The 13,496-nt window shown below is 71.7% G+C and carries 14 protein-coding genes; 5 read left to right on the forward strand and 9 right to left on the reverse strand.

Annotation, left to right across the window (positions count from 1 at the left end):
• Positions 1–54: 54 nt before the first annotated feature.
• From ACIPM1_RS01780 to ACIPM1_RS01790, 3 genes are all read right to left on the reverse strand, one after another.
• A complete protein-coding gene (locus ACIPM1_RS01780) occupies positions 55–633 on the reverse strand; it encodes a winged helix-turn-helix domain-containing protein (protein ID WP_402427523.1) in 579 nt (192 codons plus the stop codon).
• Between the two features lie 386 nt (positions 634–1,019).
• Positions 1,020–2,057: a glutamine synthetase gene (gene glnII, locus ACIPM1_RS01785; protein WP_356188343.1), complete on the reverse strand. Its 1,038-nt coding sequence runs from the start codon at positions 2,055–2,057 to the stop codon at positions 1,020–1,022.
• Between the two features lie 183 nt (positions 2,058–2,240).
• Positions 2,241–2,690, reverse strand: a complete 450-nt coding sequence (locus tag ACIPM1_RS01790) for a MarR family transcriptional regulator (RefSeq protein ID WP_356188341.1) — start codon at positions 2,688–2,690, stop codon at positions 2,241–2,243.
• Positions 2,691–2,760: 70 nt separating this feature from the next.
• Between ACIPM1_RS01790 and ACIPM1_RS01795 the strand changes: the two genes are divergently transcribed.
• A complete protein-coding gene (locus ACIPM1_RS01795; protein ID WP_402427527.1) occupies positions 2,761–3,627 on the forward strand; it encodes an alpha/beta fold hydrolase in 867 nt (288 codons plus the stop codon).
• A 3-nt stretch (positions 3,628–3,630) separates the two neighbouring features.
• Here the strand turns inward: ACIPM1_RS01795 and ACIPM1_RS01800 are convergent, their stop codons facing one another.
• On the reverse strand, positions 3,631–4,383 hold the full coding sequence (locus ACIPM1_RS01800) for a hypothetical protein (protein WP_402427530.1): 753 nt from the start codon (positions 4,381–4,383) through the stop codon (positions 3,631–3,633).
• Between the two features lie 145 nt (positions 4,384–4,528).
• Complete coding sequence (locus ACIPM1_RS01805; protein ID WP_402427533.1) at positions 4,529–4,891, reverse strand: arsenate reductase family protein; 363 nt, start codon at positions 4,889–4,891, stop codon at positions 4,529–4,531.
• A gap of 166 nt (positions 4,892–5,057) precedes the next feature.
• Here ACIPM1_RS01805 and ACIPM1_RS01810 point away from each other — a divergent pair, with 166 nt between their 5' ends.
• The 3 genes from ACIPM1_RS01810 to ACIPM1_RS01820 all read left to right on the forward strand — a co-directional run bounded on the left by ACIPM1_RS01810 (position 5,058) and on the right by ACIPM1_RS01820 (position 6,834).
• Positions 5,058–5,372, forward strand: coding sequence for a hypothetical protein (locus ACIPM1_RS01810; RefSeq protein WP_356188333.1), 315 nt, complete (start codon positions 5,058–5,060; stop codon positions 5,370–5,372).
• 287 nt (positions 5,373–5,659) lie between these two features.
• The gene (locus ACIPM1_RS01815; protein WP_402427536.1) at positions 5,660–6,310 is read left to right on the forward strand and encodes a hypothetical protein; all 651 of its coding nucleotides are present in this window, start codon (positions 5,660–5,662) and stop codon (positions 6,308–6,310) included.
• Positions 6,311–6,330: 20 nt separating this feature from the next.
• Positions 6,331–6,834: a hypothetical protein gene (locus tag ACIPM1_RS01820; protein ID WP_402427539.1), complete on the forward strand. Its 504-nt coding sequence runs from the start codon at positions 6,331–6,333 to the stop codon at positions 6,832–6,834.
• 22 nt (positions 6,835–6,856) lie between these two features.
• On the opposite strand, the gene ACIPM1_RS01825 is transcribed toward ACIPM1_RS01820, so the two are convergent.
• Positions 6,857–8,062 (reverse strand): winged helix DNA-binding domain-containing protein, encoded by a 1,206-nt coding sequence (locus ACIPM1_RS01825; RefSeq protein ID WP_402427542.1) that lies wholly within the window; start codon positions 8,060–8,062, stop codon positions 6,857–6,859.
• Positions 8,063–8,674: 612 nt separating this feature from the next.
• Between ACIPM1_RS01825 and ACIPM1_RS01830 the strand changes: the two genes are divergently transcribed.
• Positions 8,675–10,051 (forward strand): DUF2252 domain-containing protein, encoded by a 1,377-nt coding sequence (locus ACIPM1_RS01830; protein ID WP_402427545.1) that lies wholly within the window; start codon positions 8,675–8,677, stop codon positions 10,049–10,051.
• A 177-nt stretch (positions 10,052–10,228) separates the two neighbouring features.
• Here the strand turns inward: ACIPM1_RS01830 and ACIPM1_RS01835 are convergent, their stop codons facing one another.
• The 3 genes from ACIPM1_RS01835 to htpX form a co-directional block, all read right to left on the reverse strand.
• On the reverse strand, positions 10,229–11,809 hold the full coding sequence (locus ACIPM1_RS01835; RefSeq protein WP_402427548.1) for a recombinase family protein: 1,581 nt from the start codon (positions 11,807–11,809) through the stop codon (positions 10,229–10,231).
• Positions 11,810–11,880: 71 nt separating this feature from the next.
• Positions 11,881–12,468, reverse strand: coding sequence for a hypothetical protein (locus ACIPM1_RS01840; RefSeq protein ID WP_402427551.1), 588 nt, complete (start codon positions 12,466–12,468; stop codon positions 11,881–11,883).
• Between the two features lie 2 nt (positions 12,469–12,470).
• A complete protein-coding gene (htpX, locus tag ACIPM1_RS01845; protein ID WP_402427554.1) occupies positions 12,471–13,394 on the reverse strand; it encodes a zinc metalloprotease HtpX in 924 nt (307 codons plus the stop codon).
• Positions 13,395–13,496 lie beyond the last annotated feature (102 nt).

Raw genomic sequence — 13,496 nt, forward strand, 5'->3', positions numbered from 1 at the left:
CGGCCGCCGTCCCGACGGTCGACCCGCCTCCGTCAGACGGCCGCCGCCCGACGGTCAATCCGCTTTCGGCGGGGCGTACTTGTAGCCGACGCGGCGCACCGTCCGGATCGTCCCGCGGTGCTCCGCGCCCAGTTTGCGGCGCAGCCGGGCGATGTGGACGTCGACGGTGCGGCCGTCGCCCACATGGCCGTAGCCCCAGACCGTGCTCACCAGCTGGTCGCGGGTGTGCACCCGGTGGGGATGGGCGACGAGGTGGGCGAGCAGCTCGAACTCCAGGTACGTCAGGTCGAGTTCGCGGCCGTCCACCGCGGCGGTGCGCCGCACGGTGTCGACGCGGACGAGCGGGTCGCCGTCCCCGGGAGGGGCGGCGGGCCCGGCGGTCTCCTCCCGGCCCGGCACCGCCGCCGGCGGGAGCGGCGGCAGCTGGTCCGCGGGGACGAGCACCAGGTAGCCGACCATCGGCGGCCGGCCCGGCAGGACGGGCACGGTGTGCGGCGGAGCGGGCAGCCAGGTGGCGCCCGGCAGCAGCTCCGCGACGTCCGCCACGTCGTCCCGGTCGACGGCGCGCAGCCGGTGACGCGAGGTCCGGGGAGAGGCGGCGGGGGCGGGGGAGACGGAACGAGTGGTCGCCATGAGAGGTCAGCTCTTTCGCGCGAGAGGTGCGTCGGGAGAGGCGACGGCCGCGAGTTCGTGATCGGGCGCGCCGGGGGACGTACGTCGTTCCGCGCTGGCCGAGGGCCGGGGTGTACGGCTTCAGAGGGCCCGCGCGGTCGTCGCGCGGCAACACACCCGGTCGAAGTCGTGGTGCTGACGGGAGGGCCAGAAGGGCTCGAGGTCATGGCGACCCGTCGCGGTGCACTTCTGCAGGCTGGCCATGCCCCCATTGAAGCAGACACCGCGCCCGGTCGGACCCTCCTTCCACGACGTGGACGCCTCCCCGGCCGCCCGGCCGCTCCCGGCGAGCGGCAAGGGGCGCCCACCCCGTCGGTGGACGCCCCTCGGGAGCCGTGCGGCGGCGGTCAGACCCGGCCGGCCTTCTCCAGCGCGGCGCAGCAGGTGTCGACGAGCAGCCGGGTCACCACGTACGGGTCGACGTTGGCGTTCGGGCGGCGGTCCTCGATGTAGCCCTTGCCGTCCTTCTCCACCTGCCAGGGGATGCGGACCGAGGCGCCCCGGTCGGAGACGCCGTAGGAGTACTCGTCCCACGGCGCGGTCTCGTGCAGGCCCGTCAGGCGGTCGTCGATGCCGGCGCCGTAGTTCTTGACGTGGTCCAGCGGCTTGGAGCCCTCGCCGAGCGACTCGCACGCGGTGATGATCGCGGCGTAGCCCTCGGGTCCTTCGCGCATCGCCCTGGTGGAGAAGTTGGTGTGCGCGCCCGCCCCGTTCCAGTCGCCCTTGACCGGCTTGGGGTCGAGGGTGGCGGAGACGCCGAAGTCCTCGGCGGTGCGGTAGAGCAGCCAGCGGGCCACCCACAGCTGGTCGGCGACCTCCAGCGGGGACAGCGGGCCGACCTGGAACTCCCACTGGCCGGGCATGACCTCGGCGTTGATGCCGGAGATGCCCAGACCCGCCTTCAGGCAGTTGTCCAGATGGGCCTCGACGATCTCGCGGCCGAAGATCTCGTCGGCTCCGACTCCGCAGTAGTAGCCGCCCTGCGGAGCCGGGAAGCCGCCCTCGGGGAAGCCCAGCGGACGCGAGCCGTCGAAGAAGGTGTACTCCTGCTCGATGCCGAAGACCGGCTCCTGCGCGGCGAACCTCTCCGCGGCCTCGGCCAGCGCGGCGCGCGTGTTGGAGGAGTGCGGGGCGAAGTCGATGTCCAGGACCTCGCACAGGACGAGGATGTCGTCACCGCCGCGGATCGGGTCCGGGCAGGAGAAGACCGGCTTCAGCACACGGTCCGAGGAGTGCCCCTCGGCCTGGTTGGTGGAGGACCCGTCGAAGCCCCAGATCGGCAGCTCGGCACCCTTGGCGTCGTCGCCCAGGATCTTCGTCTTGGAACGGAGCTTGGCCGTCGGCTCGGTGCCGTCGATCCAGATGTACTCAGCCTTGAAGGTCACGGGCCACATCCTTCGGGTGTCGCTGGGCGCAGGTGCGGGTGCTGCGGCGCTGCGGCACCGGGGGCGCCGCGGTTGTCGCCGGGCAGCCTGTCAACGGGCGATTTCTCGCCCGTTGCCCGGCCGTGAAGCCCGTGTTACCTGCTCGTGCCGTGGCGCGGGGCGCGGTGTGAGGGCGGGGGCGGGTCAGCCCTCGTCGGCCGCCGCTTCCCGTACTCCCGCCAGGAAGCCCCGGATCGCGGCCAGTTCCCGCTCGTCGTAGCCCCGCAGGAGTTCGGTCGTCCGGTCGATCAGGGGCCCGAAGAAGGACCGGCCGAGCGCGACCGCCCGCTCGTCCACCTCGACCACCACCCGGCGCCGGTCGTCCGCGCCGCGCACCCGCCGCACATGGCCGGCCCGCTCCATGCGGTCGAGCAGCGCGGTCGTGCCCGCCGAGTTGAGGCCGAGCGCGGCTCCGAGCCGCCCGGCCGTCGTCTCCTCACCGGCCCGGCGGTCGTCCATCAAGGCGATCAGCGCGCGCACGTCGGTGGGGTGCATGCCGTTGCGCTGCGCGAACCGGGCGCTGTGCAGGCCGAGTTGCACCGTGGTCGCCCGCAGCAGATGGACGATCTCCAGTTCGGGGCCTTCTGTCCGCATCCCCGTCTCCCTCCGGCTATCATCTCGTTCACCGAGCATCTCGCTGGGCGAGATAATAGGGGAGGATGCCATGGGCGGCCGGAACGGGTACGACATGGACGGTTTCCACGCGGCGTACGACAAGGTCATGGCGAAGTGGCCCGCCGGACGCGAGGGCGTCGCCGTCCCCACCCCCTTCGGGGAGACCTGGGTGAATGTGTGCGGACCGCAGGGCGCACCCCCGGTGCTCCTGCTGCCCGGCGGGGGCGGAGCGACCTCCGCCGGCTGGTACCCCCAGGTCGCGGAACTGGCCCGGGAGCACCGGGTGCTGGCCGTCGACCTCCTCGGCGCCCCGGGCCGCTCGGCCGCCGCCGGCGACCGCCACCCCCGTACGGTCGCCGACCTGGTGGTCTGGGTGGACGCGCTCCTCGACGGCCTCGGGACCGGACCGGTGGATCTGGGCGGCCACTCCTACGGCGGCTGGATCGCCCTGCACTACGCCCTGCGCGCACCCGGCCGGGTCCGCCGCCTGTTCCTCCTCGATCCGACCCGGTGCTTCGCCGGATTCAGGGCGGCGTACCTGCTGCACGCGCTGCCCGTACTGCTGCGGCCCTCGCCCCGCCGCGTCCGCGCCTTCCTGGAGTGGGAGACCGGCGGAACGGCGCTCGACCCCGACTGGATCCGGCTCCAGGAGGCGGCCGCCGGCTTCCCCTCCGTAATGAAGCCGGTGACCGGTCCGCGCCCGGAGCCGGACGCACTGCGGGGTCTGGAGGTGCCGGTCCTGCTGCTCCTGGCCGGGAACAGCAGGACGCACGACACCTCCCGGGTGGCGGTCGCGGCGCGCGCGGTGCTGCCGAGGGCCGAGACCGTCGTACTGCCGGACGTCTCGCACCACGCGCTGCCGCAGGCCGCGCCCGCCGCGCTGGGGCGGCGCCTCAGCGGTTTCCTGTCGGGCTGAGCGTCACCCCACCTTCTCGATCACCGCGCGCCGGATCAGGAACTTGCCGGGTTCCCGGACCTGTTCGAAGGCCGCGTTGTTGAGCAGGACGCAACTGCCGGAGACCGACGTGACCTTCACCGTGGTGGACTTGTTGTTGTCCAGGTTGGTGACCTTCAGCGTCGTACCCGCCGGGAACTGGCTACTGGACGCCGCCGGGGCACCGCCCTCCCCGGAGAGCGTGACGGTGGAGCCCTTGCAGACCTGCTGGCCGGAGGCCGCAGCGCCACCGCCACCGTTTCCCGCGGGAGCGGTCTGCGGGGGCTGCGCGGTCTGCTGCGCGCCGCCGCCCTGCTGACCGGCCTGCTGCCCTGCCTGCCGGCCACCCTGCTGTCCCGCCTGCCGGCCGCCCTGCTGTCCCGCCTGCCGGCCGTTCTGCGCCCCCTGGGAGTCCTGAGCCGACTCCCCAACGGTGCAGCCCGCAGCCTTCTGCTGGACCTTGATCTGCTCGATGACCGCCTCGCGGTTGGCGATCCGGGCCGCCGACTGCGCGTCCGGGTTGGCCTTCTGACCGTCGATGAACTTCTGGTTGTTGCCGAGGGCGGTGGCGAGGCCCTGGCAGACGGTCGAGTCCGGCGCGGACAGCGTCCGGGGGGACTGCGGCTGGGCCGCGTTCGAGGTGGCCGCCATGGCGAAGGCCCCGCCGCCCGCCACCGCCGCGGCGCTCACGAGCAGCGCGACCTTCTTCTTCGTGCCGAGTTTTCTCCTGCGCGACATGCGCGCCTCCTGAAGAGGTAGGGGAGCGTACGCCGGTATGTACGAGATACCGAACGTCGTTACTCAGCGGTTACCGGATTCGCCGGCGTAACCTGCGTCACAGCACGCACCCGCCACGGCGGGCCTCGCCCTCCCCCTTCCTCCCTCACTCCCGCGCGAGAGCGTCCCGGACCGCCTCGTCGCTGCGGGCCACCACGGCCGTGCCGTCGTCGGCCGTGATGATGGGACGCTGGATCAGCTTCGGGTGCTCGGCGAGCGCCCGCACCCACCGGTCGCGCGCGCCCGCGTCCCGCGGCCAGTCCTTCAGGCCGAGCTCCTTCGCGGCGGCCTCCTGGGTGCGGGTGATGTCCCACGGTTCGAGCCCGAGCCGGGTGAGCACCTCCCGGATCTCGTCCTCGGTCGGTACGTCCTCCAGGTAGCGGCGCACGGTGTACTCGGCACCCTCGGCGTCCAGCAGACTGATCGCGCTGCGGCACTTCGAACAGGCGGGGTTGATCCAGATCTCCATGCCGCACACGGTACGCCAGAACCCGTCTTCCACCGGTGTCACAGCGGCCCCGAAAGCCCTTGTGGCCAGGGGCTTTTGTCAGTGGTGGACGGTAGAATAGAAGCAGTGTTCGAGGGTGGCCGCCGGGGGTTCCGGCCGGCGCCCTGACCGCGACAGGAGGATGCCTGTGCCCGCTGCCGCACTGAAGCCGAAGCCGTTGCCGACCCAGTCCACCGCGAAGCGCCCCGTCCTGCTCGACTCGCCCTACGCCCCCGTGCCGAAGCGGCCGCTGCCGCCGGGACGGCCCCGCGAGTGGTACGTGTCGCACAACCGCCGCCTGAAGGCGATGCGCCTTGCCATAGCCCTGCTCGACACGGGCGTCTACCTTCCGGCCCAGGCCCCCGACGAGAGGATCCGCACCACCGCCGAACTCCTCGGCATGCACCCCCCGTCCGCCACCACCTGCCACATGGTCCGCGCCTTCCTCCGCTACAACCGCTGAACTCCCGCCCCGCTCCCGGGCGCCGTCCGATCGGCCGGCGCCCGGGAACGTTCGGCCGTCAGGGGGATTCCCTCCGCGCCGCGATCGCCCGGGATCTCCCGCCCTTCCGGGGGAATTTGAGGTTCTCCTGATCTTTCCCGTGATCCCTTGCGTCGAGGGCGCGCCGAACTGTAGGAATGTCGCGAACACGACATCCCGCACCGGTTGCAGTCCGGAGCGCTGCGGGAGCGTGCTGCGGTTCCGCTGACCACGGAACCGGCTGACGGATCCGATGAAACGGGGAAGAGATGAACCGCGCCGCGCTGCGCACCGCAATTCCTTTCACGGCCGCCACGACCCTGTTGCTGGCGGCAGCCAATGCGGGTGCCGCCGCCGCAGATGACGAACCGGTGCCGGCTGACGGCGCTCACCTTGTTCTGAACGGTGGAAGAACGGTCGGGCCCGACGGCGAGATCGAGTTCTCTTTCGTGGGGGACAAGTCCCATGCCAAGGCTCCCCAGGCGAGTTCATCCTGCCCGGAGGTGAACGATCCGCCCACCTACAAGGTCAAGGGAACGCCGTACTTCCTCCCGGACCTGAGGAAGCCTCAGTCGACCTGGCTCCTGCCGCGTCAGACGGTCTCCTGGACGGTGACGGGAAGTCACACCTTCACCTGGGACATCGGGGCCGGATACGAGGCAGAGGCGAGCATCATCGTCGAGAAGGCCAAGGTGAAGGTCGACACGAAGATCAGTAATTCCTGGACCTGGACGGGGACGCAGACGGTCACCGACACGAACACGACCGCGAAGGGATATCGAGCCGTCCTCGGACAGGTCGGCTGGAAGCTCACCGCCGTCAAGACATGGATAGCGGCGCCGTGCAACGTCAGGACGAAGACGATCGTCGTGAAGGCTCCGCGCAAGGGAGACATGTCGATCGGGCGGCAGAACTCGTGAGGCGCGTCGACGGAACGAGAATGTCCGCCTCGCTGTTCCTGCTGACCGCGGTGATGTTCGTCGGGGCGTGCGGGCCGGGGGGTTCCGCGCGGGGGCCCGCCTCGCATTCCGGTGCGAGCAGGCCCGCTTCGTCGCCGGCGACGCAGGCGTCGGGGGCGTCGGACGCGGGACAGGCGGAGAAGGCGGCTCTTGAGCAGAGCTTTCCCGGTAGGGAGTCCCTGGGGGACGGCTTCGGGCGGCTGCGCCAGGGGATCGGCAACACGCTCGCCGCGACGCCGAAAGGCGTGCTGAGTGTGACCTTCGCGTTCGTGTGCACCGGTGGCGCCAAGGTCTCCTTCACCTTCGAGGCCGGCGGCAAGGAAGTCCGATCGGCCGCCCCGGCACACACCTGCGGCAAGTCGGTCTTTCAGCAGAGCCTCACCGTGTCCAGGGGCGGACCCCTCGGCTTCTCGGCCGACGTCACCGGCTCGGACGGCGGAGGCTTCGCCTACTCCTACTACGTGGAGAAGAAGCAACTGCCATAGGCCGCTCCGGACGCAACAGCCTTCAGCCGGAGGCCAGTTCCTTCTCCAGGGGGGTGCGGAAGCGGGGGGTCACCCTGGTGGGGGCCAGCCAGGAGTGCAGGCGGTGCGCCTCTGCACGGACGGCCGCCTCGGCCTGGCGGGTCCTCGCCCGCGGGTCGAGGACCCGCCAGGTGATCTCCCCGTCGGGGCGCTGCGCCCAGGCGCCGACGACACGGCCGTTCCACCACACCGTGGGGCCGACGTTGCCGCTGCGGTCGAACAGGGCGGGGCGCAGTTCCGGTGCGAGGTACCAGTCCCGCTGCTGCCAGCCCATCGCCGTCGGGTCCAGGCCCGGCAGCAGCGCCGCCCACGGCTCCGAGGGCTCGGCGACCGGATCGACGTCGCCGTCGGCCACGTACGCCGTGCCCGTGTCCACCGTCACCTCCCGCGCGTCCACCGCCCGCAGGGCCCTGCGGACCTCGGTCACCCGCCACCCCGTCCACCACTTCAGGTCCGCCTCGGTCGCCGGGCCGCAGGCCGTCAGCCAGCGGCGCAGCAGCTCCGCCTGCGCCTCGGCGGTGTCCAGTCCGGGGTGCTCGGGCGCCACGGCCCAGCGGAACTGGCCGGAGGTCCAGGAGCCCAGCGGCCGGCCCCGCACCACCTTCCCCTCCACGCCCAGCACCCGCAGCAGCCGCGTCGAGACGGTGTGCACGCCCTCGTAGCTCTTCCCGGCCGCGTACACCCACTGCTCCCGCAGCCGCGGCTCGTCGCGCGCGAGTTCGGCGGCCGTGGCCTGGCCGCGGCGGGCCAGCGCGGCCAGCGCCGACCGCTCGACCTCCGCCAGCCAGTCCGCGTCCGGAGCCCCGGCCGCCGCCATGTCCTTGAGCAGGGAGGCGCGCTCGCGGGCCGCCACCGCCAGCCCTGTGGACGCGTGCACGACGGCGGTCAGACCGGCGGGGAGGACGAACACGGTGTGCCGCATCCCGTGCATGCGCACCAGCGTGCGGTCCCCGTACAGCGCCCGCTCGGTCTCCGGCACCGTCTTCACCGGGTCCGCCAGCCGGGCCCCCACCCCCAGGAACACCGTCGCCGGATCCGTGCCGTGCAGCGCCACCAGGGCGTCCGCCACCTCCTCCGGCGCCGACGCCCGCGCCCCGGGAACCAGCCGGTGCCGCAGCGCCAGCCGCGCCCGCCGCTCCGCCACGCCGATGTAGCGGGCCCCCGCACCCACGCCGCCCGTGCCACCCATCCCGACCTCCACCCGTCCGCGTCCGCTCCGGCCCTCCCGACGCATCTTCGCGGACGGCACTGACAAAGGGGCCCGTGCCGGCCGGACGCCCGGCCCGCGGGCGCCGCACGCCCGGGGTCCCGCGGTGTCCCGGGCCTGCCCGTCCCGGCCTCCTCCCCTCCCGTCCCGGCCTCCTCCCCTCCCGTCCCTGCCCGTCCCGGGCCGCCACTCCCGTCCCGCCTCCGCCCTGTCCTGCCCTGTCTGTCCCGTCCACGCCTGTCACCCGTTCGCCGTATCCGGCATGCGGTCCGTCCGCCGCGCGCCTTCACTGCGATCAGGGGGCGGCGTACTTCGTCCGGCGGGAGCGGCAGCGGGAGGCGCGATGGAGGCACAGGGCATACGGCGGCCCGTGGGCGTGACGGCGGCGGCGACCGGAGCACGGGTACGGACGCAGGCGCGGTCGCCGGTACCGACGCGGACGCAGACGCCGGCATCCGTCGCCGCCGGCGCCCCTGTCCGCGCATCCGCCCCGGCCCCCGCCCGCGCATCCTCCCCGGCCTCCGCATCCGCCCCAGCCTTCCCCCTCGTATCCGCCCTCGCCCGCGGACCGGCCGCGCCTCCCCAGGCCGCCCCATGACCACCTTCGTCACACCCGCCACGTCGTCCGCGCACGCCACGCCCGCCGAGCGCGCCGCTGCCGGCCGGGCCGCCCGGCAGCGCATGCGGCGCTCCGCGCACGCCGCCTGGATCCGCTCCGCGGACCGCCCCGACCCCGTCGCCGTACTCGAACGGCAGGGACGCGACCGGCTGCCCGAACTGCTGCCGGTGCGGTACGGGCGGATGGCCGCCTCGCCGTTCGCCTTCCTGCGCGGCGCCGCCGCCGTCATGGCCGCCGACCTGGCCGCGCAGCCGAACACCGGGCTGACCGTACAGCTGTGCGGGGACGCGCATCTGCTCAACTTCGGCCTGTACGCCTCCCCGGAACGGGCCCTGCTGTTCGACCTCAACGACTTCGACGAGACGTTCCCCGGCCCCTTCGAATGGGACGTCAAACGCCTCGCCGCGTCCGTGGCCGTGGCCGCCCGCGAGAACGGGCATCCCGACGCCAAGGCCCGCCGGGCCGCCCTGGAGGCCGTGGCCGCGTACCGCGCCTCCATGCGACGGCTGGCCGGGCTCGGCGAACTCGCCGTCTGGTACGAGCGCCTCGAGGCCGACAGCCTGCTGCCCCTGGTCCGCTCCGCCCGGCGCCGCCGGCGCGTCGAGTCCAGCCTCACCCGGGCCCGCCGCCGCACCAGCCTGCAGGCCCTCGGGAAGCTCACGGAGATCGTCGACGGGCAGCGGCGCATCGTCCACGACCCGCCGCTCATCGAGCCGGCCGGCATCCCCGACACCGCCGCCCTGCGCAAGATCTTCAGCGACTACCGCTCCACCCTCACCGAGGAGCGGCGCCTCCTCCTCGACCGCTACCGCTTCGTCGACGCCGCCCGCAAGGTCGTCGGCGTCGGCAGCGTCGGCCTGCGCTGCTTCATCGTGCTGCTCACCGGACGCGACGCGGACGATCCGCTGTTCCTCCAGGTCAAGGAGGCACGGAAGTCGATCCTCGAGGAGCACCTGCCGAGCGGCGCCTACGTACACCCCGGCCACCGGGTGGTCGCCGGGCAGCGGCTGCTGCAGGCGGCCGGCGACATCTTCCTCGGCTGGATGAGCGGGCCGCAGGGCCGCGCCTTCTACTGGCGCCAGCTGCGCGACATGAAGGGCTCCGCCGACGTCGCCGGGATGAGCCCCGGCGAGCTGGTGGGCTACGCCCGGCTGTGCGGCACCGCCCTGGCCCGCGGCCACGCCCGCTCCGGCGACCGGATCGCCATCGCCGGGTACCTCGGCGCCACCGACACCTTCGACCAGGCCGTGGCCGAGTTCGCACTGTCCTACGCCGCCCAGACCGCCGACGACCACGCCGCCCTCGGCGCCGCCGTCGTGGCGGGGGTCGTCCCGGCGGCCCCGGACGTCTGACCGCCCCGACCACCCGCGACCCGACCGCGCAGGGGCTACAGAGGCACAGAGGCCGGCATCGGGCAGCGAGCCGAGAACGGGGGCGCTGGCGAGCTACAAGCCCTACCACGACCGCCGTCGCCAACAGGCATTCCCCGGCCTCCTTCCCTCTTTTCTTTGTCAGGGGAGGGGCGTGCTTCAGACCTTGAGACGCTCGGGGAGGAGCAGCTCGAAGGAGTCCGTGTAGCAGAGGAACCGCACGCCGTTCTTGCGCATCAGATCCTCCAGTTCGGGCACCTCGGTCGTCTCCCAGAGCTCTCGCCACGTCTTCCCGAGACCGCGGTACTCCCACCGGTCACCGGAGGGCATCTTGGTCAGGGCCGCGTATTCGGCGTTCAGCTCGTCGAGCAGCTTCTCCGCCTCGGGTCGCATCAGAGCTGTCCCGTACCGCCGCCCCGGCGCCATGTCGGCCATGACGACGGGCACGAGTTCCTCGATCTCCCGCCTGCGGGTCTCGGTGTCCTCGCCTACGGCATAGATGCGCTCTTCCACCTCGGTGTCGCCGAACTGCTCGAGCAAGTGCTGTTCAAACGTGGCGAGCAGCTTGCTGGGGCCCCAGGACACCTGGTCCGCGCACCCGTACCGAGTCCTCTCACCCACCATGCGCGGGCTGACGCATCGGAACTTGGGGTACTCCTTGCGACCGTTCTTCGTCTCTCGGCGCGACACGTGCAGGCGCATCTTGCCCTTGCAGTACCCGCAGCGGATCACTTCCAGGAATGGGGTGACGTTCGTGGGTGAGGAGACGGCGAAGGAGCGTTCGCCGAGGTGTTCCTGGAGGGCCTTCCACTCCTCCTCGGTGAAAATCGGCTCAGCCATGCGGACCTTGTATCCGGCGGAGTCGGTGACGGGGGCGGTCTCGTAGTACTTCTTGCCGGGGACCTGTCGGCTCTCCATCTTCCAGCCCAGAAGGGCTTCGCTCTTGAGCATTTTCCGGATGCCGGCCGCCGTCCACCTGTACTCGCGCCCCGATTCCACGATGCGCTTGGACGGACGGGTGCCTCGCGGCGTCGGCTCCCTCCGGACGTTGAGGTAGTCAGCGACGATCGCTGGAGTGTCCTCGGTGGTGAGGAGTCGGTCGGCGATGTCCCGGATGACGTTCACCTGGTGCGGGTTCTGGCGGAGGTAGGCAGCGCCGTCCTCTCCCTTGTAGGTCTCGAATCCGTAGGCCGGCATGCCTCCTGGCCAGCGCTGCTGCTCGCGGACGCTCTCTCGGAAGTTCCTGACGCGCATGGACGTGGTGTCGGCCTCCATTTCCGCGAGGGCGGAGAAGAGAGCGATGACCCCATGCTGGAAAGGGCCGGTCATGTCGAAGATCGGCTCAGTGACCGAGGCGAAGGATTTCTTCCCGTGACCGTCCGCCCAATTGAGCATGTCCTGCATGTCCGTCACCTTGCGGATGAACCGGTCCAGCTTCCAGAACAGGATGAGATCGAATTCTGGAGCGCGCTCCTTGAGCCAGTGTCCAAGCTCGGCACGGTCGAGCGGATGCTGCTTCGTGGCGGATACATGTGCGTCTCGGGCTACGCCGACCTCGACCCAGTCGAGGCCCAGGTCGGCCTTCTTGGCGATGTGTATGCGGGCGTCCGCAAGCTGCCGCTCCAGGCTGGTGGATTCGTCGGTCAGGCAACTGATTCGCAGGGCTATGAGGACTCTGACAGGCTTCCGTCGCCCGAAGGTGTCTACGGTCGAGCCCACGGCCGTGTCGAAGTTGGTCACGGCGCAGGAGCGTATGTGCCTACGCCGCCGGTACAAGGCTTGTTTGTGTTCGTAGACACCTTCGGGTGACTTCAGTCGCTCAGGCCGGGCGCGTCCCAGAGCGGGAACCAGCGGGTCTTGTCCTTCTCGATGTGAAGGTCGTTCTCCAGAAGGGCGGCCACCTGGAGCTCCAGCGCGTTGTCACGTTGGTGCTGGCCAGAGCGTATACACAGCGGGTAGTAGGTGCCCCGCTTGTAGAGGTACACCAGTGCGAGTCTGCGGCCGGTGCCGTCCGTGAAGCCGGTGAGGGAGCAGAGGAGTTGGGGTCCGAAGCCGCCGGCCTCCAGCGAACTGTTCACGGCGTGGAGGTCGTTGACGAGATCCGGGAGCTGGTCCGGGGTGCGGCGGGAGACCAGCCAGGAGTAGCCGTAGGCGTCCCGGGTCAGCTCCACGTGCGAGCCGGCCCGGCCGGCGTCGGCGTCCAGAAGGTCCTGGACCTCGCGGTGCGTCTGCTCGAAGGCCGCGCCCTCGACCGTGGCGAAGCAGACCGCGCCGCGCCCGGTCGGCGTGAATCCGACGGCGGCCTCGAGGGTCACCGCCGCCGACGGGAGCGCGAAGAGGCGGTCCAGATCGGGCGCGACCGGTTTCGTACGGCCGAGCAGGATGTCGAGGAGCCCCATCCTCAGCCCGCCTTCCCGGGCGTCGCCGCCTCACCCAGCTCCGCCGAGATACGGCCCAGTTGCTCCAGCCGCTGGTCCAGGCTCGGGTGGGTGGAGAAGAGGCGTGCCAGGCCGGGTTCGGAGCCCAGCGCCGGGGTGATGTAGAAGGCGTTGAAGGCCTGCGCGGTCCGCAGGTCCTTCGTCGGGATCCGCGCGATGTCGCCGGTGACCTTGGTGAGCGCGGAGGCGAGCGCCGAGGGCCGGCCGGTCAGCAGCGCCGCCGCCCGGTCCGCGGCCAGCTCCCGGTACCGGGACAGCGCCCGGATGAGCAGGAAGCTGATCGCGTACACGGCCGCCGAGACGCCCATCACCGCGGCGAAGACCACGAGGGTGTTCTGGTCCTTGCGCCCCCGTCCGCCGAACAGCTCCGAGTAGAAGGCGAACCGCACGATCAGGCCCGCGATCACGCCCAGGAAGGACGCGATCGTGATCACGGCCACGTCCTTGTGCGCGACGTGCGACAACTCGTGCGCGAGCACGCCCTCCAGCTCCGCCGGCTCCAGCCGCCGCAGCAGTCCGGTGGTCACGCACACCACCGCGTTGTCCGGGTTCCGCCCGGTGGCGAACGCGTTCGGCATGCCCATGTCGGATACGGCGACCACCGGCTTGGGCATGTCCGCCATGGCGCACAGCCGGTCCACCACCGCGTGCAGCTCCGGACACTCCTCGCGCTCCACCACCCGGCCGTGCATCGCGAACAGCGCGATCCGGTCGGAGAACCAGTACTGGGCGGCGAGCACGGCCGCCGCGATCACCACGACCAGCACCCAGGACTTCAGCAACACGATCAGCGCGGCCACGAACGCCACGTACAGCAGCCCGAGCAGGAACAGCGTGACCCCCATGCGCACGGTCAGCCGCCGATCGCTCCGGAAGCGGCTCTGCATCTGCACCACCCCGCAGTCAGGCACTCGTCCCGCTGTCCAGTGTGCACCCGCCGTGGCCCATGAACGGGTCCCGAACGGCCCTGGCCGGGGCAAAAGGTCCCG

Source organism: Streptomyces sp. NPDC086766 (assembly GCF_044746005.1).
GTDB lineage: Bacteria > Actinomycetota > Actinomycetes > Streptomycetales > Streptomycetaceae > Streptomyces.

Excerpts from the sequence above, each read along its gene's own strand:
- ACIPM1_RS01800 (WP_402427530.1), bottom strand. The coding sequence starts at position 4,383 with ATGTCGCGCAGGAGAAAACTCGGCACGAAGAAGAAGGTCGCGCTGCTC.
- ACIPM1_RS01795 (WP_402427527.1), top strand. The coding sequence starts at position 2,761 with ATGGGCGGCCGGAACGGGTACGACATGGACGGTTTCCACGCGGCGTAC.
- ACIPM1_RS01790 (WP_356188341.1), bottom strand. The coding sequence starts at position 2,690 with ATGCGGACAGAAGGCCCCGAACTGGAGATCGTCCATCTGCTGCGGGCG.
- ACIPM1_RS01830 (WP_402427545.1), top strand. The coding sequence starts at position 8,675 with ATGACCACCTTCGTCACACCCGCCACGTCGTCCGCGCACGCCACGCCC.
- ACIPM1_RS01825 (WP_402427542.1), bottom strand. The coding sequence starts at position 8,062 with ATGGGTGGCACGGGCGGCGTGGGTGCGGGGGCCCGCTACATCGGCGTG.
- htpX (WP_402427554.1), bottom strand. The coding sequence starts at position 13,394 with ATGCAGAGCCGCTTCCGGAGCGATCGGCGGCTGACCGTGCGCATGGGG.
- ACIPM1_RS01805 (WP_402427533.1), bottom strand. The coding sequence starts at position 4,891 with ATGGAGATCTGGATCAACCCCGCCTGTTCGAAGTGCCGCAGCGCGATC.
- ACIPM1_RS01780 (WP_402427523.1), bottom strand. The coding sequence starts at position 633 with ATGGCGACCACTCGTTCCGTCTCCCCCGCCCCCGCCGCCTCTCCCCGG.
- ACIPM1_RS01840 (WP_402427551.1), bottom strand. The coding sequence starts at position 12,468 with ATGGGGCTCCTCGACATCCTGCTCGGCCGTACGAAACCGGTCGCGCCC.
- ACIPM1_RS01820 (WP_402427539.1), top strand. The coding sequence starts at position 6,331 with ATGTCCGCCTCGCTGTTCCTGCTGACCGCGGTGATGTTCGTCGGGGCG.
- ACIPM1_RS01815 (WP_402427536.1), top strand. The coding sequence starts at position 5,660 with ATGAACCGCGCCGCGCTGCGCACCGCAATTCCTTTCACGGCCGCCACG.